Origin of the sequence: Pseudomonas sp. HMWF032, from assembly GCF_003060885.1 — a bacterium.
GTDB lineage: Bacteria > Pseudomonadota > Gammaproteobacteria > Pseudomonadales > Pseudomonadaceae > Aquipseudomonas.
Genome location: NZ_QAIG01000013.1, coordinates 42,974 through 62,810 on the forward strand (window position 1 = coordinate 42,974; position 19,837 = coordinate 62,810).

The window sequence follows — 19,837 nt, forward strand, 5'->3', positions numbered from 1 at the left end:
GTCTGTTATGGTTTTTAAAGCGTCTGTCGCCGCGCAACACGTCAGGGTCGCAAACCGACAATTGCGACAGGCCGAAGACTATATCGTTGAGTCAGCCGATTTCGTCGCTGTCAGATTCCGGCAGGTTGTTGAAACGTAGCGAGCGAAGGTTAGGCAAGGCGGAATCAGCCGAGAAAGTGGAGTGTACGAGTTGTACATGAACATTTTGAGGCTGAATCCAACGCCCTATAACCGAGCGCAGTAGTTTCAGTAGCTTGCCGCAGAGTCGACAGACCGGGCGCCCACAGCCCCGGACCGAAGAATATATAAGTGCTGGCTTGTCCCAAACGGGCGCCAGCCCAACAAGAAATTTCGGATGTACGCGCACCTCGGGTCGAGGTGTGTAAAACCCAAGGATGGGGCTTCGTAACACTGCCAGAGGGTTTGGAACGCGGTTTGCAGCACGACACAGCAAGGTTGACTCGACAGTACGCCCTCTTAGCGTCCATTGCCCGCAAGGCAACTGGAGCGCTGCAGCGGTTGTGCCTGAGCGCCCCGAATGTGTTGCGCGGCAAGGCACGGCCCCAACCCCGGAACCCAGTAAACCCACACAGGCAAGAACAGTCGGCATCACCGTACGTACGCCAGCTGGCGTAGGCGCGGTTCCGCAGCACTGATCTGGATGTCTACTGAAGGGGAATCATCCCATGCAGTCTGGAAAAATCGTCGTCGAAAACCTCTACAAGGTGTTCGGCGCAGAGCCACAAGAAGCCATCGAACTGCTCAAGCAGGGCTGGAGCAAGGAGCGGATTCTTGCGGAAAAAGGCGCGGTTATCGGCGTCAGCGACGTGTCCTTCAGCGTCGAGGAAGGTGAAATTTTCGTGCTGATGGGCCTCTCCGGCTCTGGCAAATCCACCCTGATCCGCCTGATCAACCGCCTGGTTGAACCCAGCGGCGGCAATGTCTACATCGACGGGCAGAACGTCGCCAAACTGCCCAAGGCGCAACTGATTGACCTGCGCCGCCGCGACATGAGCATGGTTTTCCAGTCCTTCGCCCTGATGCCCTCGCGCACCGTACTGGACAACGCCGCCTTCGGTCTGGAAGTGGCCGGCAAAGGTAAAAAAGAACGCGAAGAGCGCGCCATGCAAGTGCTCAAACAAGTCGGCCTCGACACCTTTGCCCACAAGCTGCCGAGCGAGCTGTCCGGCGGCATGCAGCAACGCGTTGGCCTAGCACGCGCCTTGGCGGTTGACCCGTCAATGATCATCATGGACGAAGCCTTCTCCGCCCTTGACCCGCTCAAGCGCCGCGAGATGCAGGACGTGCTGCTGGAACTGCAAAAGACCGATCGCCGCACCATCATCTTCGTCTCGCACGACATCGAGGAGGCCATGCGCATTGGCACCCGCATCGGCATCATGGAAGGCGGCAAACTGATTCAAGTCGGCACCCCGCAAGAGCTGATCGACAACCCCGCCAACGATTACGTGCGCAACTTCTTCAACACCGTCGACACCAACCGCTACCTCACCGCCGGCCAGCTCATGGCTGACAGCGTGCCCATCTACGTGCACAACGGCAAAGCACCGGATGCACAAAAGGTCTGCCAGGAACTGCAAGCGCTGGATAAGCACTACGCCTTTGTGGTGGATGAACAGCACACCTTTCAGGGCTCCATCAGCCTGGAAAAAATCGCCCTGCTGGTGGATGGCGGCAGCACCTGCAGCCTTGACAGCAGCGTGCTCAAACAGATCCTGCCTGTGCCTGAAGACCTGCCACTGGACCAGGTTATTGGTCGCCTGGTGGACAACGAAGGGCCGATCCCCGTGGTCGACAGCAATGGCCGCTACAGCGGAGCCATCAGCAAGGGCCGGCTGCTGACCCGCCTGCAGGGAGAGTTCCATGAGTGAGAAACAGCTCGACCTGGGTAGCTGGGTCAATGACGTGGTCCAACACCTGCTGGACAACTACAGCGATGGCTTCGACAGCATCGGCTCAGTGGTCAACGGCTTCTCAGAAGGCATCGAATGGCTGCTGATGCTGCCACCGGCCTGGTTGCTGATTGCCATCTTCGTCGGTCTGGGCCTGTGGCGTATCGGCTACAAATTCGCCATCTTCACAGCTGTCGCCTTTGTCCTGATTGTACTCACCGGCTTCTGGGAACAGACGGTGGTCACCCTCGGCCTGACCTTCTCCGCCACCCTGATCAGCCTGCTACTGGGCATTCCCCTGGGCATCTGGGCGGCGCGCAGCGAGCGCGTGGCGACCATCATCCGGCCGATTCTCGACTTTATGCAGACCATGCCGGCGTTCGTTTACCTGATTCCTGCCGCCATGCTGTTCGGCCTCGGCCGCGTGCCGGGGATCATCGCCACGGTGATTTTCGCCATGCCGCCCGCGGTGCGCCTGACCAACCTGGGTATCCGCCAGGTCAACAAGGAAATCATCGAAGCCGGTCAGTCCTTCGGCTGCACGCCGCGTCAGCTACTCTTCAAAGTCCAGCTGCCTAACGCGATGCCATCGATCATGGCCGGGGTCAACCAAACCATCATGATGGCCCTGTCCATGGTGATCATTGCCTCGATGGTGGGTGCGGGCGGCCTGGGCAACGACGTACTGGCGAGTATTCAGCGCCTGGACATCGGCCTCGGTTTCGAAAGCGGCATGGCCGTGGTGCTGCTGGCGATCATTCTCGACCGCATCACGGAGAGTTTCGGGACCCCGCAAACCGCCAAACGCCGCAGCGTGTTCGGCTGGTTCAGCGGCAAACTTCAACGTCAGTAAGCCTTAGCTTTTGCCATCACAGGGAGTCGAAGATGAAAACGATTAAACAGCTCGCAGGTGTCGGCCTGCTCTCCGTGGCCATGTTGCAAAGCGCCTGGGCGCAGGAGCCGGAAAGTTGCAAGATGGTGCGCTTCGCCGAAATCGGCTGGGCCGACATCGCCGCCACCACCGGTGTCGCCATGACCCTGAGCGAAGGCCTGGGTTACCAGACCCGCAAGATCATGGCCTCCGTGCCTATCGCCTTCACCGGGGTAAAAAGCGGTCAGATCGACGCCTTCCTCGGCTACTGGGCGCCCTCGATGGACGCCGTGATCGAGCCCTTCACCAAGGATGGCGGCGTCAAAGTACTGCCTAAGGCCAACCTTGAAGGCGCCAAGTACACACTCGCCGTCCCGACCTACGCCGCAGAAGCCGGACTGAAAAGCTTTGCCGACATCGCCAAGTTCAAAGACCAACTGGGCGGCAAGATTTTCGGCATCGAGCCTGGCAACGACGGTAACCTGCTGATCGACGGCATGATCAAAAGCAACCAGTTCGGCCTCGGCGAATTCAAGATGGTCGAGTCCAGCGAAGCCGGCATGCTTGTCCAGTTGCAGCGCGCAGTGAAAAAGAAAGAACCCGCCGTATTCCTCGGCTGGGCACCACACCCGATGAACACCCAGTTCGACATCACCTACCTGGAAGGCGGCGATGACGTGTTCGGCCCTGACTTCGGCGCTGCCAAGGTCTTCACCGTGGTACCGCCAGATTACGAAGCGCGCTGCGCCAACGTCGGCAAACTGCTGAACAACCTGCAGTTCACCGTGGAAATCGAAAGCCAGTTGATGGAAAAGGTTCTGGAAAAACAGAACCCCACCGAAGTGGCGAAAAACTGGCTCAAAGCCAACCCGGCAATCCTCGACCAGTGGCTGGCCGGTGTTACCACCTATGACGGCCAAGACGGCCTGGCTGCCGTGAAGAAACACCTCGGCCTGTAAGCCAAGCACCGCGCCGCCGCACAACGGCGGGCGGCGCGGTTAGCTGACTCACCTTTTTAACAACGCAACCCGCGAGGCCACACGGCCATCGCCGGGTTTGCTGCACCCGCGATTTACCTCGCAGCACACAACCAGCCAGGACGACCGACACGCAATACCCGCATGTTTACCCAGCTAGGCCCGCAAGAAGAACGCGCCAGTAACTCACTGAACTGCCACTCTCACTGACGGAGCACACCCTATGCGAAACCTGAAGAACCTCTGCCTGCAAAACCTCGGCGTCGCCGCCCTGGTACTCGGCATGAGCAGCGCCATGGCAGCTGACAAAGCCACCCTGAACATCGGCTACGTCAACGGCTGGGACGACAGCGTCGCCGCCACTCATGTCGCCGGGGAAATCCTGCACAGCAAGCTGGGCTACAGCGTTGAGCTGAAAGCCGTCGAGCCGGCCATCATGTGGCAGGGCGTAGCCCGCGGCGACCTCGACGCCACACTCTCCGCCTGGCTGCCCGCCACCCACGGCGAATACTTTGAAAAACTCAAAGACAAAGTCGAAGTGCTCGGCACCAACTACGCCGGGGCGAAAATCGGCCTGATCGTGCCGGACTACGTACCCGCCAAAACCATCGCCGACCTGCAAACCTACGCCAAGGACTTCGACGGCAAAATCACCGGCATCGACGCCGGCGCCGGCGTGATGCGCCGCACCGAAGAAGCGATCAAGGAATACGCCCTCAGCGACATCAAACTGATGCCAAGCTCCGGCCCCGCCATGGCCACCGCCCTGACCCGCGCCGAGAAGAACAAGGAAGCCATTGTCGTCACCGGCTGGATCCCGCACTGGATGTTCGCCAAATGGAACTTGCGCTTCCTCGAAGACCCGAAAAAAGTCTTCGGTGATGACGAACACGTCGACACCGTCGCCAACCCCAGCATCAACAGCAAAGCCCCGGAAGCTGCTGCCTTTCTGAAGAAATTCTCCTGGAGCGGTGAAGAAGTCGGCGCCGTCATGCTCGCCATCCGCGAAGGCGCCAAACCGGAAGACGCGGCCAAAGCCTGGATCAGCAAAAACCCAGAGCGCGTCGCCGAGTGGCTTAAATAAGCCCAAGCTGCACGGCTATAAAGAAGCGGGCTACGGCCCGCTTTTTTGTGGGCGCATTAGGGCTGCAGGAAAAGGTGCTGTGGCCTGCACCATTGCATGGACTGAGTACCTATTTGCATTCGACCTGAGTCGCACACGTATTAGTTGACGAGCGGCAGAACTGGAGGCGCTTGAGCTTTCCCCTAGGGCAAGCAATACGCTAGGTTTTTACCAGTAGAAACAGGAGGCTCCATGCTTACCATCGGACAAATGGCACGTTGTCACGGGCTTACGACCAAGACACTTCGCCACTATGACAGCATTGGTTTGTTCACCCCGGCCCTTACCGGACGCGACAATGGCTATCGGTATTACCAGCCCGAACAAATCATTACCCTGGGTCGCATTGTTTGGCTCAAACAAATTGGTATGCCGCTGGAGGATATTCGCATACTGGCGAATAGTGGCCGACTGGACTGTGTCGTAAGCCTCCGTGAGGCCCTGGAGGCACATGCCCGCAAACTCAAAGGTGCAATCGCCCGCGACCAGCAGGTACTTGACCAGCTCACTCGCTACCTGGCTCAGCCAGAGCGTTGCATACCCGGGATGCAAACGCCTGAGCGAGTCGTTTATCCGGCATTGCGAATCATGGGCATGAGCTGGCAACAGCACAACGAGGGCACTATCGGCCAAATGTGGGAGCGCTTCGTACCGAGAGAGCCAGAGATCGATCGCCTACAAGATCCGGTCGGGACTTTTGGAGTCTGCCAGCCCCTGGATGACGGCGAATGGCGTTATATCGCGGGTTTGCCGGTGGGTGCCGACGCACCGCTAGTGGCCGGCATGGTGGAAGTGCAGATACCCTCTCGTCACTACGCGAGGATCGAGCATCACGGCATAGTCGCTACGCTGCCAGAAACCTTCCGTGCTGCTTACAGTGAATGGCTGCCATCTGCCGGAATGCAGCCAGACGAGGGCGTGGAGTTCGAATACAGTGGTGAGCGCTTCCTAGGCCCCATGGATCCGAACAGTGTGACCGAGATCTATATCCCACTCAAAAACTGACGGCCCACACAGAGACAGGCTCGAGCTGTCGCTATGACGCCGCGAACGGTGAACACTGAACCGGCAACAGTTGTGTCGATGGGATGTGATTTGTAAATGGGCGGCGGGATAAGATTGGACCGCGGTGTATCACACCCTCCGGTACGGGCCGCAAGATAGACGCACATCAAGGGGATGTTGTTTAGCATAAAGCCATAAACATCTACAAAATGCGTTAAGCAGTCATATGTATAAACCACTTGCACGTTAACCAACAGGGAATTTGTTGAATGCGCTTACTCAAAGGGATGCTCTGCTCAGCTGCACTTTTAACGACCTTCATCCTGCCTACGCTCGTCGAAGCGGCTGCCGCTCAACCCACTGCACGTGGGAACTATGCATTGATCTATAACGGCGCAGGTGCAGACCCCGACAGCACAGAGGCGATTGCCGACATTGCAAGTAAGAGCGGCCTGAAGATCCAGTACGTGAGCAACCTGAACGCATTGCCAACGCTGCTGGATAATGCCCGTGTTTTTATCCTGGGCGGGACGGATGATGATGTGCAGCCATTGCTTGAAGCTTTTACACCCACTACGCGCCAAGCTTTAAAGACATACCTGCAAAACGGCGGAAGGTACTTGGGCGTCTGTGGCGGGGCGTTTTTAGCATCTGCCGGCTGGCATGATGAAGGTGACTTTTTCCCAGCCTTGGGTCTTACCCCTGCAGAATCTGATGCGCATGACGAAGACTTTGCGCCCAAGATTTACCCCATCACCTGGCTGGGCGAAACGCGCCGTATGTACTATCAGGCAGGGCCCGAATTTACGCTGCAACCAGACGCTGAGTTCACCCAGATTATCGCTCGCTATCAAAACGGCCAGCCAGCAGCGCTCGTGAACGCCTACGGTCACGGCAAAGTGGCCGTTTCAGGCCCGCACCCCGAAGCGCCCAGCAGTTGGAAAAGCGAGGCGTTTAACGGCCACACGATGCAAGACAACACCCATTTGGCTGAAGCGTTACTGAAAGCACTGCTTTCAGATCAGCCCGTATCAATCGATCAGCGTTAGCCGGCTAGGGTGAACAGCCGTATTGCAACGCGTCAGCATGCAAAATGGCTGAACACCAGAACGTGGGTTCCTGCGGCATCAGTAGCCGTGGGCTCAACACCTAAACGCCGCACGCTTAACCCTCTAAACGGCCTACCCCATGAACCGTCGCAAGAAAATCAAACAACTGCTGGAAGCCCATGCAAAAAAGGCCAACGCGAAAAAAGCTCCGAAGAAAAAAACCACCTACATCAGCAAAGCCGACCGCTTAAAACTGGCTGAGGAAGCCAAGCCTGACTCAATCATTACGCCCGAGCCAGCGGTGTCGGATTTAACCGCTCCAAGCGAAGACGCGCCACAGCCATAAACTCAATACGCCGTGATGAACCACAAGGAAGAATGCTCATATGCCAGGCCAATACCCAAAAATAGTCAAACAACTGCTCTTATTCGACGGCCGCTTTGACGCCTGTAAGCTTGAGGCAAATGGCAGCACCGTTGTATGTACCTCCCCCCGCCGGAACATTCATCCCACCGCATACCCACACCAATAACCATGGCGTGATTACGCACGGCGAATTGATTTTGGGTATGAATAAGCAAACGATCCGGATTACGTCGGTGACGGGGCATCACGTACCTGCAAACGTTGAGCACTCGGCCTTATTTGAAGTCGAGACCGATGAGATTGAGTTCTGCTTTGTCTAGCGTTCTAGCATCATGCCAACCACCCCTCAAACGCCAAATACCGAAAGAAGGAAAATAGCCTGTAAGGCTCCCGTCTCAACGCAGACATAGATAAATACGCACCTAATTTTATTTTTTACTGGCCAATGCCCTGTGTGACGCATCTGTTTTAGTGTGCCATTGTTGTACATATTAATTACTAATGCATAAGCACAGAACATGTTTAAGCATAAATACAAACTTGCAGGGTAACTCGAATTGGAACAATCAAACCGCCTTCTTAATATCGACGCGTTGCGGGGATTCGCCCTACTCGGAATTCTTGCGGTGAACATATGGGCTTTCGCCGACCCCTACTACACCACAACACAGTCCAATCCCGTTTATGTATCAGGGGTTGATCAAGCGGTTCGTTTTTCCATCTCGCTGTTTTTTGAAACCAAATTCTACTTATTATTTTCCTTTCTATTTGGCTACAGCTTTACCCTACAAATGGCATCAGCCGAACGGGCTGAACGCGCATTCTTCCCACGAATGCTGCGGCGCCAGAGCGGACTGCTCGCAATCGGTCTAGTGCACGGAGCCTGCCTCTACTACGGCGAGATACTCTCTATCTACGCACTATTAGGGTTGATACTTTTAGCCTGTCGGGGTTTCCCACCTGGTCGTGCGGCGAAGATCGGCGTCGTGTTAGTCGTGACCATGGGCGTGCTATGGATACTGCTCGGGATCGCTGCAATGACTCAGGCCGCAGTGATGGACGCAGACCTCACCAGTGCCAACGCGAAACGGGCTGCATTCACTGGTGACGCGATGGCGACGCTTAACTACCACGCAACTCACTTGCTGGAGACGATTGCGACCCTGTTTATGCTGCAGGGTCCAAGTGCAATGGCCATGTTTTTCTTTGGCCTCGCGGCAGGCCGTATCCGTTTTTTCGAGAATCCTGCTCTATACAACATGCACACACAGCGGATCTTTCTGGTTGCTTTGCCAATTGGAATCGTCGGAGCACTCACTTACGCGCTGGCAACAACCTACGCTCCCGGCGGTGCCTATGAAATCATCGCCTTCGGGCTCGGTCAGTTGACGGCACCTTTACTCACAGCGTCCTACGTAGTGGCAGCAGTCATGCTGTTCCGGACAAAGCCAGGGCAGCGTATTGAGCAAGCACTTGCCCCCATGGGGAAAATGGCGCTAACGAACTATCTTGGGCAATCCCTACTCCTTGGCATCCTGTTTACCGGATACGGGTTTGGATTGATTGATCGACTCTCGCCGTTAATCGTTCTTGTGATTGTGCCTTTTGTTTTCGCCATTCAGTTGCTATTCAGCCGCTGGTGGTTGAAACATCATTTATATGGGCCAGGAGAATGGGTGCTGCGCGCAATAACCATTGCGGCGATTCCTGCTTGGCGACGCAATTGAAATACCGCCGAATACTCGGTTAAAGCGGTGGAGGCGACACGCCGCCGATGAACCGGATCAATATTGTCCGTTCAGACCAAGTCGTTTCTGCGGCAAGGCCACTTCAACCATGATCCCTAATAAGTTGCCGGGAACACGCATATCCGAACATGGCCACAACGCGCACACCCGATAAGCCCAAGCCAAACCGCAGCGCCTTCAGGGCCAGACGCGTTAATACGCTGGCGCTGCTTTGCCTGCTCGGCCTGCTACTGCCGTGGCTCTCGAATCTTCTCGCGGGGTCCGCAGGTGCGCTGGCCTGGTTGATCGACCTGGTCAGCCATTGGCAGTGGCTGTTCTTGCTCGGGTTAGTGGTGTTTGCCGGACTGGCCTGTTGCCGTGATAAGCGCTGGGCCGTGTTGTTGTTGGCGCTGCCGCTGCCCTGGCTGACGGCATCCGCACCAGCACCGGCTGGCGATCCGCAGGCCCAGGTATTTGCCGTGGCCAGTGCCAATGTTCATCTAGATAGCCGCAACACTCAGGCATTGGCCGCCTGGCTGGCCCAGGAAGAGCCGGATGTGGTGGTGGTGTTGGAGGTTTCCCCGGCCTATGCGCAAGGCTTGCACGCCCTCGGCGATTACCCCTATCAACACATCGTTGCCCAGGACAACCCCTTTGGTATCGCCGTACTGTCGCGCCATCCGCTGCAGCAGGTAGAGGTGATCGAAGATGCGCAGGGCATTGCCCATATCGAGGCGCAGCTGCAGTGGCACGGCCAGCCGATCGGGATTATCGCTCTGCACCCCATGCCGCCGCTTTCGCCGCAGTATCACAGCGTGCGTAACACCAAGTTGGCAGCCCTGGCCAAGCAAGCTGCAGCCCGCGCCGTACCGACGGTATTAGCTGGCGACCTGAATGCCACGCCTTGGTCGTCGGCCTTCAGCGGGCTGGCGCAATTGGGTTTGCGCCGCGCCAGCGGTTTGGCCGCGACCTGGCCGGCCGTTCTGCAGGGCGTGGTCGGGTTGCCTATCGACCAGGTGCTGGTCACGCAACATTGGGCGGTCGTGTCGCGCCAAGTAGGCCCACAGTTGGGCTCGGATCATTTGCCGGTGCTGGTTCGCCTGGTGCCGACGCTAGAGAAATAAAGGCGACAGGTTTACCTTGCCTAATCGCCTGCAGCCACACAGCAATCCAATCCAATCATTGAGGGACCAGCATGATCACCTGTCATATCCGCTATGTGCTCGACCCGCGCAAACTTGAGGAATTCGAGCACTACGGCAAGCTGTGGATTGCCCTGGTGGCGAAGTTTGGCGGTACGCATCACGGCTACTTTCTGCCCTCGGAAGGGGCCAACAATATTGGCCTGGCGATGTTCAGCTTCCCCAGCCTGGCGGAGTACGAGCAATACCGGCTCAAGTCCTTTGCCGACGCCGAGTGCCTGGCGGCCTTTAACTATGCGGAAGAGACCCAGTGCATCATCAGCAACGAGCGCACCTTTTTCCGCCCGGTATTTGATGCCTGACTGAACCTTAATTGCCGAGTTAAGCGCCATGTCTCAACTAGCCCATTTCCAGTTACTGGCCCGCTATAACGCATGGATGAATGACAAGCTCTACGCCGCAGCCGGCAAGCTGTCGCCGCAGGCGCTGAGTGAGGATCGCGGGGCGTTTTTCCCGTCCATCCTCGGCACGCTGAACCATATTGCGGTGGGCGATATCATCTGGCTCAAGCGCTTTGCCGAGCACCCGGCGTGTGCTGAGTTGCGCAAGGCAATGGACGATCTGAAACAGCCCGTCGCGCTAGATCAGCTGTTGTTCGACACGCTCGCCTCGTTGCAGACATTGCGCAGCCGACTGGATGGGCATATCAGCGACTGGGTAGCGGCGCTGACCGAGCCGGACCTGGAGCATGGGCTGGCCTACGGCAATATGAAGGGCGTGCCCGCGCATCGCCCTTACGCCAGCCTGATGCTGCACTTCTTCAATCACCAGACTCATCATCGCGGCCAGGCCAGCACCTTGCTGTTCCAGGCCGGGCAGGATATCGGCATGACCGATTTACTGGCGCTGATTGCCGACGTGGCGCCGCGCTAATGCGCTCAACAAATCGCCAGAGCCAAGACAACCGATGAAGCCACTCGCCCTGCTGCTCCCGCGCATCGTCTTTCACCGGGCGGCGCAGACGCAGCCAGGTGCTTGTTTGCCTGCGGCCACGGCGTCAGCGGTGTGGGCCAGAACCCTGGAAATACAGGGAGAAATGCAACGCTCGCGGGCAGGCCATTCGCCTGGAGTGAATCTGCTGCTGCGTTATATGCAGTGGGATTGCGCGCTGTACCGCGCCCTGCAGGAGCAAGGCATTGGCCAGCAGCAGGCCGGCGAGTGGATTGAGCAGATCAACTGGCAGATCTTCACCCCGGCCAGCGCCCTGGCGCTCAAGGTGTCGCGCCTGCGCAGCCGCCGCTTGCCGGCACGCATCAAGTGGCTGCTCGATGCGCTATTCAGCCTGGTGTTTACCCGCCCTTTCCGCCGCACAAACCTGCCCGCCGCCGCTGGCGTGGCCTTTGATGTGCAGGTGTGTCCGCTGGCCAGTTACCTGCGTGAGCAGGGTGCGCCGCAGTTGACCCACTTTGCCGCGTGCAGTCTGGATTACCGCATGGCCAAGGATTGGGGCGTAAGCCTGCAACGCACGCAGACCCTCGCCGGCGGTGCCGCACACTGCGATTTCCGTTTTAGCGTGCCACGTGAGTAATTGCACAGACTTACCCACCCACTTGCATTCGACCTGACCAGTCATTTGCATTGGATTTGACCGGCAGCTGGCAGAGAACAACCACTGCTGCCGGTCGCGACAGGCAACAACCGGCCGATTCTGTTGAAAAAGTCCCGTCTCGATTTTTGCCCATGAAAGAGTGTGGGCGACGTTGAAATCTGGTTCGCTCAGAAGGCAGCTGTATTGATTTTTACGTAGCAACGCCGAAATCGAGCGTTTTTGAGCTGCCGAAAAGTAGCTCTCTCAGAAACCGACTTTTTCAACAGAATCGGCCAATAGCGGTCAATCGCTCAGCACCCTCTTTCCGGATGTCACACAGGTTGGCGTTTGCAGTGCCCATCCCCCTTAAGAGTGGTGAATTGACTGAGCGGCTAAAACCACCAAAAAGGCACGAGTGCCAGGTGTTTTCAGGTTCTCGTGTAGCCAAACATCATCCACCCTGCATACGCGCAGTAGGGCCGCCATTGCAGCCTCAACCACTTCCAGGTTTTCCTCGGTCAGCAATAACTCAAACAGAGGTAACGATGCAGTGTGATCGGCGATCTGCGCCAGCGCAGTCGCCGCACCTTTCCGGCGCAGGCTGTTGCCACTGGTCAGTTGTTCGATCAACGCGGGCACTGCTTCAGCGTTAGCCAGACGTCCCAAGGCATCGAAAATTTCCTCGGCGTTTGCATCATGTTCCAGCCCAAGCAATAGGTCCGGTATGGCTTCTGCGGTGGCGACCTGGGCCAGAACCTTGGTGATAAAGCGAGCATCGGCTGCCGTATCAGCTTGCTTGAGGGCAGCGCTTAATGCCGCCGTGGTTTGTGCGCTGGGTGTTTGAGAGAGAGCCAACCAAGCGGCATCCCGCAACGGGTTGTGACGCATCAACAGGGGGGTGAGCAGTTCGGCCACCTCGGGGGCTCGAAATGTTGAAATCGCCATCTCATACCGGTAACGAACATCGGTCTTGGCGGCTTGCGCAGCGCTGATAAGCGCTGGTAAAACCTCGGCTCCCTGGGTGGCTAGGGCAGAGCACAGCGTTTGCACATACTCGTTGCGAATGCTCGGCAGCAGACTTAACAGCAGCACCCGCACCTGCGGCCCTATAAGGCGCTCGCAGGCATAGACGACTGCGTTGGCATTCCAGTGATGGGGGTCGTCATCGAGCGCCCGACCCAGGCCCTGAAAGCCTTCCGCTCGGCCTAGTTCAGCTAGCGCTGCAGCGACTGCAATAGAATCGCTCGGCGCCAGTTGCGCAAGTATCTCCAGCAGATGGATGGCGGCATCATCGGGGGCTGTGCGGTAAAACTCCAAAGCAGCTGCTCGACGGACCCTCAGTGACTCAGCGCGCAGGCCCATACGCGGCCATTGCTGGTCGCCGGGGCCAGCCAGTTGTGTCAGCACCTCGGCCAAGTCACTTGCATCGCTTGGCACTTTGGCTAGCTCTAAGGCCGCCACCAGTTCGGGAACCGCCTCGTATGCCTGCAACTGACCCAATGCTTGTGCCGAAAACACTGTATTGATTTGCAGCAGCGGCGCCACCGCACGCAGGTCGCCCAACTGCCCCAGAGAACGAACTATGGCGTATTGCAGATCATGTGCTGTGGGATCCCCTGATCGGTAGCGTACGCCCCTTTGCGGTAGTTCAAGCAATTCCAGCAGCGGTTGTACTGCGGAGTTATCACCTACACGCCCAAGGGCCTCGATACAGGCTTCCCTCAAGGTGCCGTTGCTGTCCTGCAACCCGCTAAGCAGCAGGTCAAGGTTGGCGGAGCTAGCTTTGGCGATAATGATTTTGCATAGCGTACGGGTGACTTCTGAGAGATCTTTCTTCTTTTCCTGCTCTTCACGTTTCTGGTCGCGGATGGCCTCTAGCAACTCTGCTATCCAACTCTCGTCGGCATGTTGGCCAATGGCCTCGGCGGCGTATTGGCGGGCATTGACGCTACGGTGGGTAAGCGCTTTAAACAGCGGCGCGCGAACCTCGGGCGAGGGAATTCTGCCCAGCATCATCAGTGCGGTGCAGACTTCGTCGACGTTTTTTGACTTGCCCAGGCGCAGGAAAAACGGCAAAGCTTCATGGGAGGGACGCGATAAAAGCGCTTTCTTCGCGGCATCTGCCACGGGCGCATGTTCGTCCGACGTGGCAGCTACCAGAAGAGCCGGCCCACGTTCGGCCAATAAAACAAGCGCGTTGCTGGCCAATCTCGCATGCCGGTCGCTGGCCGTTTTGATGAATTCAAAAATCGCTGCGCTTGCAACCTCAGGCTTGGTCCGCGCTAGCGCTTCGAGGGTAAGAAATACATCAACATCGTGTTTGGCAGCCGGCAGGTATTCTGCAAGCGCCCTGCTCAGGTCATCCATGTAGCCAGCATCCATTGAGTAAAGTCGGTCGGATTACATCACAGCGCATTTGTCAGGCAAAGAGGACCGAAAAGGGGATGGTTTTATTTTCCTTACTCTAAACGTCTGCTTTTAGCCGATTCTGTTGAAAAAGTAGCTTCAGCGGCATCAACCTATCGGCCACTCAAATCGCACCATGGTCCTTGCAGCATCAGGCGAACAGGAGAACGTAACGCTACCGCGCATTCGTTTTGCAACACGCTGCACAACTGCCAACCCCAGGCCCAAACCCGGGTGCCGGCGGGCCATATCGCCACGTGCAAAGGCTTGCAGCATCGCCTTCTGATCTTCCGGTGCGATACCCGACCCACAGTCCTCGACCTCAATCAAAGCCCTGAGACCCGCCGTACTCACGGTCAATCGCACCGGTGGCTGACCGTGGGTAAAAGCATTGTCGAGTAGGTTGCCAATCACGCGTTCAAGCAGCACGCCACTGGCGTGAGGCACGATGAGCGACGGCGGTACTTCAACCAGCAACTCCGTATCGGCGCGCTGCTGCTGCGCCACTACGCTGTTTGCCACTAAGGCCACATCCACCGTCTCGTCCAGACACAGCTCACCACTGCGCACATAGTCGAGAAAGCTTCCTACGAGCCGATCTGCTTGCAGCGCATTACGCACGATGACTTCGCGCTTCGGGGCAATGCCATCGCCCTCAGGCAAAAGCTCGGCCGCCATGCGAATCCGGCCGAGCGGGCTTCGAAGATCATGCGACACGCCCGCCAATAGCAATGCACGCTCGCGCTCTTGCTGATCAAGGGACTGCCGCAGCGTACGCCAGGCTTCGTCGATCGCTTGGACTTCCGCGCTAGCGTGTGGCAACGGGTCGCTGGATACATCGTCGGCCGCAATACGCGCGCGCAGGGCTTCGAGTGGCTGTGCCAGACGATGTGCGATCAACGCACTAGCAGCTATAGCCAGTCCGACCAGCAGTAGCGTTGCGATCAACACCCGCTCGCCCAGCGCTTCTTCGACAATGGCACTTTCAAAACCCACCCAGCGCACGCTGCCGTCTGTGCCGCGTAGCGCCAACCAAAGCGTCGGCCCTACCGACGTGACGTCCCGTTTACGACCGAAGACCAGGTCTGCCACCGGCAATCCTGCCTCAATCAATGCCTGGCTGACAATTGATCGGCGCGGCGTCAGTGATGCGATCCCGAACACCTCACCAGGTCGCTGATCCGAGGCCTGCAAGGGGCCGGGCGCAATTTGCCGTGCCTTCTCCATCGGAGCCCCTTGTGCCACGAGCATCAAGGCGGGTGCCCAGCGTGATACAACAAGCTGCGCCACCGTGCGGTGGCGCTCCGCGTAGAAGATCATCGCCAGCATCACGGTGAGCACGATGGCCACCGCCACTTGCGCCGCGAGCAGGCGCGCAAACAAACTGCCGTAGCGGCTCATCGGGCTAACTCGCTAAGACGCACGGGCACCGGTTCCACGTGGTATGAAGGCATACCCCTCACCGCGCACGGTGTCGATCCACTGGGTGCCCATGCTCGCGTCGCGCAGCTTGCGCCGCAACCGCGCAATCTGCACGTCGACAGTACGCTCCTGCGGTTGGTAGCTGCCTACTTGCACCGCCTCGGAAAGCGCCTCGCGTGTCAGCGGGGTGCCAGGCTGCTTGGCCAGCGCAACGAGCAACTTGAATTCAATACTGGTGAGCGTCACGACACCGCCGTCGGCGATGACTTCACGCTTGAGGAAATCAATCGACAGTCCTGCAAAACGCAGCACAGCGGTGTTTGCACGCTCCGGTTTCGCGCGGCGCAGCAGCGCACGAACACGTGCCACCAGCTCACGGGGCTCGAAAGGTTTGGCCAGGTAATCGTCGGCACCAATCTCCAGTCCGAGCACGCGGTCCATTGGATCACCACGAGCAGTGAGCATCACAAGGCCGAGGGCCGAGTACGCCGCACGCCAGCGGCGCGCAAGTTCGAAACCATTACCGTCAGGCAGCATTACATCAAGCAGAACGACGTCCGGCTGGCCTGCCGCTAGTGCTCGCTCGCCATCGCCCGCGCTCAATGCCGTTTGCGTGGACCAGCCCTCGCGTGCCAGCAACTCCACCAGCATGGCGGACAGTTCGGCATCGTCATCGACGATAAGGATCTGCGGTTGCATTCGCGGCATGGCCCTTTATTTGGCTATACGACAGCGCTGTCGCAATTCGTCGTTTTTCGTAGACGCGCACAGCACCGGGCGGCACTTAATATTTGCACATGCTCAGTGCGATGCATCTGTCTTTCACACTCCCATAAGAGTCCGCCATGCACAAGGTTCACTCACGGCCCTTTGCCTCAGCCATGGATGCCGTCGTCACACCAGCATCCGCGCGTCATGACCAAGACCATCACAGCCACCAAAACACCAAGACGTATGTAATGCACACTCGACGATTTGCCGACCTCCCCCGAACCCTCGCCCTAGGTGGACTATGTGCCGCGATGCTATGGGCCAGCGCCCCTGTAACGGCGAGCGAACGCACCCTGGCACAGGCCTGCCGCAGCGATGCCCGAAAATTTTGCACCGGCCAGCGACCTGGCGAGGGGCGCATCGTCACCTGCCTGCGCGAGAACACCCGTCAGTTGTCTGCGGCATGCCAATTCCAGCTCAATAAGATCGACACCTGTGCAGCCGAAATGCAGCAGTTGTGCGCAGACATACCGGATGAGGGGGATAAGAAACAGTGCCTGAAGGATAGGCGCACCAAGTTAAGTGCGGGTTGCCAAACCGCGGCTGGAGACTGACCATCATGGATCACATCGCCTTGAATGACCTCGCGACTGCCGATCTGCGGCCTTGGCTCAGCGTCTTGATTGTCGTCTTGCTGGGTATTGCTGCCATTGAAGGCATCGTCCTCTCGCGCCGTACCCCGAGTGGCTATGATTGGCGAGCCTTTGCCGCGTCAATCGCTGATGCAATCGGGCGCGGCATCACCGATGCAGTGTCCACCGGGCTCGGCTTGGTGCTTGCGATTTTGCTGCTCGGCTGGGTCTACGAGCACCGCCTGTTCACCATCACGATGGACACCTGGTGGGCCTTCGCCCTGTTGTTCGTAGGCGAGGAGCTTTGCTACTACTGGTACCACCGAAGTGCCCACCGCGTGCGCTGGTTCTGGGCGACGCATGCTGTGCATCATTCACCCAATCAGCTGACGCTGGCCACCGCCCTGCGGCTGGGCTGGACGGGCAAGCTCACCGGTACGGCAGTGTTCTTCGCGCCTTTGGTATGGCTCGGTTTTTCACCGTTGGCGGTGATGCTCGCGATGTCGGCCAACCTGCTCTATCAGTTTTGGCTACACACCACCTGGATACCGAAGCTGGGAAGCGTGTTTGAGCGATGGTTCAATTCCCCCTCCAACCACCGCGTACATCACGGCAGCAACCCGGAATATCTGGACTGCAACTATGGCGGCGTGCTGATGGTCTTCGACCGCCTGTTTGGTACCTATGTGGAAGAACGCGCCGATGTGCCACCGCGCTATGGCCTGACCACTCCATTGCTGACATACAACCCATTGCGCATCGCCTTCCATGAGTGGATTAACCTGGTGCGTGATGTGGTTAGCGCACGCAACCTAGGCGATGTCTGGCACGCATTGTTCGCACCGCCTGGCGCACGCAAAAAAAGCGACGACTAACAAAGGATCAAACAGAGAGCCACTTGGCTCCAACGACTAGTGAGTCGCACCAGCTTTTGCTGACACTCTATGACCGCTTTGGGGCCGGTTTCTGCCGGTCGTCACGACGGCGTGCGCTGGTCAAGTCGAGTGCAAACGCTTGGTCAGCTGGAATGCCATTGACTGGTCAGTGGTTGTGCAAATTGGTGGTCAAATCACTGCAATTTCGCACCACTCACCAAGCTGATTGCCCGTGAAGGCTTGAACGACGCTAACACCCTCTGAACTCAAGTGCCGCAGCCACACACCTCTGTCCACAGCACCGTGAACAAAGGCGAGTCCATGCATTTATGCTTTATCCGTTCAGCCGCTACTAATGCGCATGAGGGTTAAAAAAGTGGTAGCGGTTTTTCCCGGTTTTCTTGGCCTGGTACATCGCATGGTCGGCGCAGCGCAGCAGCAAATCGGCGTCAGCACCGTCTTGCGGGTAAAGCGCCACACCGATGCTGGCGGACACCTGATGCGTTTGCGTAGCCAATTGCACCGGTTCGGCAGCGGCCTGCAGCAGACGATGCAGAACGGTTTCACAGGCTTCGACGGATTCGAGATCAACCAGAATGGCAACAAACTCATCACCGCCAATCCGGGCCACGGTGTCGCCGTCGCGCAGGGCATGTTTCATCCTGCCAGCCAGTTCAACCAGCAGTTGATCACCCGCAACGTGCCCGCCGGTGTCATTAACGGCTTTGAAACCATCCAGATCGAGGTAGACAACGGCTACCAGATTGTCCCGTCGCATAGCCTGTAGCAGCCCTAACTTGAGGCGTTCACCAAACAGCACGCGGTTTGGCAGACGGGTCAGTGGGTCATAGTGGGCGATTTTTTCGAGCTGTTTTTGATGGTCTTTCAGTGGCGTAATATCGGTAAACACACCCACCAGACCATTCACCCGCCCGGAAATGCCCGGCACACGGCTGACGGTGAGGTGCGTGACGTAAAGCTCTCCGTTTTTGCGCAGGTTCCAGGTTTCGCCTGTCCAATAACCTGATTGCTCGAGTGCAGCTTTGATGCTCTGGCAGATTTCTGCGTCATTGCACTCGGCATTGATCAGCGGCGGACAGTGGCCCAGCGCCTCTTCGCGGGAATACCCGGTGACACGACTAAAGGCCTGATTAACGTCAGCCAGGGAGCCGTCGTTTTCAAAAATCATCACACCCTCGTGGGAATGATGAAACACGCTGGCGGCTTGTAATAATTTTTGTTCTACATATTTTCGCGCAGTAATGTCACGCGCCGAACAAAACAGCAGTGGCACACTATCAATGTCTACACCGACACTGGTTATTTCAACATCAATGATTTGCCCACTTTTACGCCGATGTTGTGTTTCAAAGGTACTTTCTATACCTCGCAACATGGGGATATTGGCGATCAAGTCTTCTTGGTCGAATCGTGCATCCCACTGCAGGACATTTAACTGCATGACCTCATACTGTTCGTAGCCGAGCATACGGGCAAACGCCTCATTGGCCAGAATGACATCACCTTTGAGATTAAGCACATGAATGCCATCTACAGCAGCCCGTAACAACGCCTGATTATTACTCAGTTGCGTACTTAACTCAGCAAAGACACGATCTGCCTTGCGCGCCACACTGTGAAGTTGGCGACGGGTATGCACGGCATAGCCCAAGCTCATCAACAACAGCACAAACAAAAACGTCAACACCTGCGCATTAGGTGATTCGATATCACTCATAGCAAACCCTCGCCAAATACGTTAGCTCTCTGAAACTCCATCCATCGCACATACAGAAGCTTTAATGGGTCGCCAGGGTCGTCCTCGTTATAATTATTAATTGCGATTCACAGCCTGCTTTTAATTGCGAATAGTTTTATTTAGCCTCCTTAGGGGAAACCCCTTACGCCATTAAACCAACGTCAAATTACCGTCTAGCGCAGAAACTCGTTTCAAGAAATGCCACATCTTTATAAAGCCATACCATTAAATGCTCTGTATCTTTTTGTACTCGGCACGCACCAGTGTGAC

18 protein-coding genes are annotated in these 19,837 nt (G+C 57.4%); 14 read left to right on the top strand and 4 right to left on the bottom strand.

All coding sequences use genetic code 11. The features are described 5' to 3' along the window. Positions 1-686 precede the first annotated feature (686 nt). The 12 genes from DBR00_RS17865 (at position 687) to DBR00_RS17925 (ending at position 11,762) form a co-directional block, all read left to right on the top strand. On the top strand, positions 687-1,892 hold the full coding sequence (locus DBR00_RS17865) for a glycine betaine/L-proline ABC transporter ATP-binding protein (protein ID WP_108488636.1): 1,206 nt from the start codon (positions 687-689) through the stop codon (positions 1,890-1,892). Further along, complete coding sequence (locus DBR00_RS17870) at positions 1,885-2,766, top strand: proline/glycine betaine ABC transporter permease (protein WP_108488635.1); 882 nt, start codon at positions 1,885-1,887, stop codon at positions 2,764-2,766. The genes DBR00_RS17865 and DBR00_RS17870 overlap by 8 nt, the downstream gene beginning before the upstream one ends. A gap of 32 nt (positions 2,767-2,798) precedes the next feature. Next, entirely contained in the window at positions 2,799-3,743 is a 945-nt protein-coding gene (locus DBR00_RS17875) for a choline ABC transporter substrate-binding protein (protein ID WP_108488634.1), read from the top strand. Between the two features lie 241 nt (positions 3,744-3,984). Continuing rightward, positions 3,985-4,845 carry a glycine betaine ABC transporter substrate-binding protein gene (locus tag DBR00_RS17880; RefSeq protein WP_108488633.1) on the top strand — a complete coding sequence of 287 codons (861 nt, stop codon included), beginning with the start codon at positions 3,985-3,987 and terminating at the stop codon, positions 4,843-4,845. Positions 4,846-5,076: 231 nt separating this feature from the next. Continuing rightward, a complete protein-coding gene (locus DBR00_RS17885) occupies positions 5,077-5,889 on the top strand; it encodes an effector binding domain-containing protein (RefSeq protein WP_108488632.1) in 813 nt (270 codons plus the stop codon). A gap of 269 nt (positions 5,890-6,158) precedes the next feature. Continuing rightward, positions 6,159-6,938, top strand: coding sequence for a BPL-N domain-containing protein (locus tag DBR00_RS17890; RefSeq protein ID WP_108488631.1), 780 nt, complete (start codon positions 6,159-6,161; stop codon positions 6,936-6,938). Between the two features lie 139 nt (positions 6,939-7,077). Continuing rightward, positions 7,078-7,284, top strand: coding sequence for a DUF2986 domain-containing protein (locus tag DBR00_RS17895; RefSeq protein WP_108488630.1), 207 nt, complete (start codon positions 7,078-7,080; stop codon positions 7,282-7,284). A 578-nt stretch (positions 7,285-7,862) separates the two neighbouring features. Then, a complete protein-coding gene (locus DBR00_RS17905) occupies positions 7,863-9,032 on the top strand; it encodes a DUF418 domain-containing protein (protein ID WP_108488629.1) in 1,170 nt (389 codons plus the stop codon). A gap of 149 nt (positions 9,033-9,181) precedes the next feature. After that, a complete protein-coding gene (locus tag DBR00_RS17910; protein ID WP_108488628.1) occupies positions 9,182-10,156 on the top strand; it encodes an endonuclease/exonuclease/phosphatase family protein in 975 nt (324 codons plus the stop codon). 71 nt (positions 10,157-10,227) lie between these two features. Next, positions 10,228-10,536: an NIPSNAP family protein gene (locus DBR00_RS17915; RefSeq protein WP_108488627.1), complete on the top strand. Its 309-nt coding sequence runs from the start codon at positions 10,228-10,230 to the stop codon at positions 10,534-10,536. Positions 10,537-10,564: 28 nt separating this feature from the next. Continuing rightward, positions 10,565-11,107 carry a DinB family protein gene (locus DBR00_RS17920; protein WP_108488626.1) on the top strand — a complete coding sequence of 181 codons (543 nt, stop codon included), beginning with the start codon at positions 10,565-10,567 and terminating at the stop codon, positions 11,105-11,107. Positions 11,108-11,141: 34 nt separating this feature from the next. After that, positions 11,142-11,762, top strand: coding sequence for an L-2-amino-thiazoline-4-carboxylic acid hydrolase (locus tag DBR00_RS17925; RefSeq protein WP_108488625.1), 621 nt, complete (start codon positions 11,142-11,144; stop codon positions 11,760-11,762). A gap of 366 nt (positions 11,763-12,128) precedes the next feature. On the opposite strand, the gene DBR00_RS17930 is transcribed toward DBR00_RS17925, so the two are convergent. The 3 genes from DBR00_RS17930 to DBR00_RS17940 all read right to left on the bottom strand — a co-directional run bounded on the left by DBR00_RS17930 (position 12,129) and on the right by DBR00_RS17940 (position 16,298). Then, positions 12,129-14,129, bottom strand: coding sequence for a HEAT repeat domain-containing protein (locus DBR00_RS17930; protein ID WP_108488624.1), 2,001 nt, complete (start codon positions 14,127-14,129; stop codon positions 12,129-12,131). Between the two features lie 147 nt (positions 14,130-14,276). Further along, positions 14,277-15,569 (bottom strand): sensor histidine kinase KdpD, encoded by a 1,293-nt coding sequence (locus tag DBR00_RS17935; protein ID WP_108488623.1) that lies wholly within the window; start codon positions 15,567-15,569, stop codon positions 14,277-14,279. A 12-nt stretch (positions 15,570-15,581) separates the two neighbouring features. Further along, positions 15,582-16,298: a response regulator transcription factor gene (locus tag DBR00_RS17940; protein ID WP_218276636.1), complete on the bottom strand. Its 717-nt coding sequence runs from the start codon at positions 16,296-16,298 to the stop codon at positions 15,582-15,584. A gap of 137 nt (positions 16,299-16,435) precedes the next feature. Between DBR00_RS17940 and DBR00_RS17945 the strand changes: the two genes are divergently transcribed. Both DBR00_RS17945 and DBR00_RS17950 read left to right on the top strand, forming a co-directional pair. Then, positions 16,436-16,915, top strand: a complete 480-nt coding sequence (locus DBR00_RS17945; protein WP_108488621.1) for a cysteine rich repeat-containing protein — start codon at positions 16,436-16,438, stop codon at positions 16,913-16,915. 5 nt (positions 16,916-16,920) lie between these two features. Beyond that, a complete protein-coding gene (locus DBR00_RS17950; RefSeq protein WP_108488620.1) occupies positions 16,921-17,808 on the top strand; it encodes a sterol desaturase family protein in 888 nt (295 codons plus the stop codon). Between the two features lie 352 nt (positions 17,809-18,160). On the opposite strand, the gene DBR00_RS17955 is transcribed toward DBR00_RS17950, so the two are convergent. Beyond that, positions 18,161-19,546: a sensor domain-containing diguanylate cyclase gene (locus tag DBR00_RS17955; protein WP_108488619.1), complete on the bottom strand. Its 1,386-nt coding sequence runs from the start codon at positions 19,544-19,546 to the stop codon at positions 18,161-18,163. Positions 19,547-19,837: the final 291 nt, after the last annotated feature.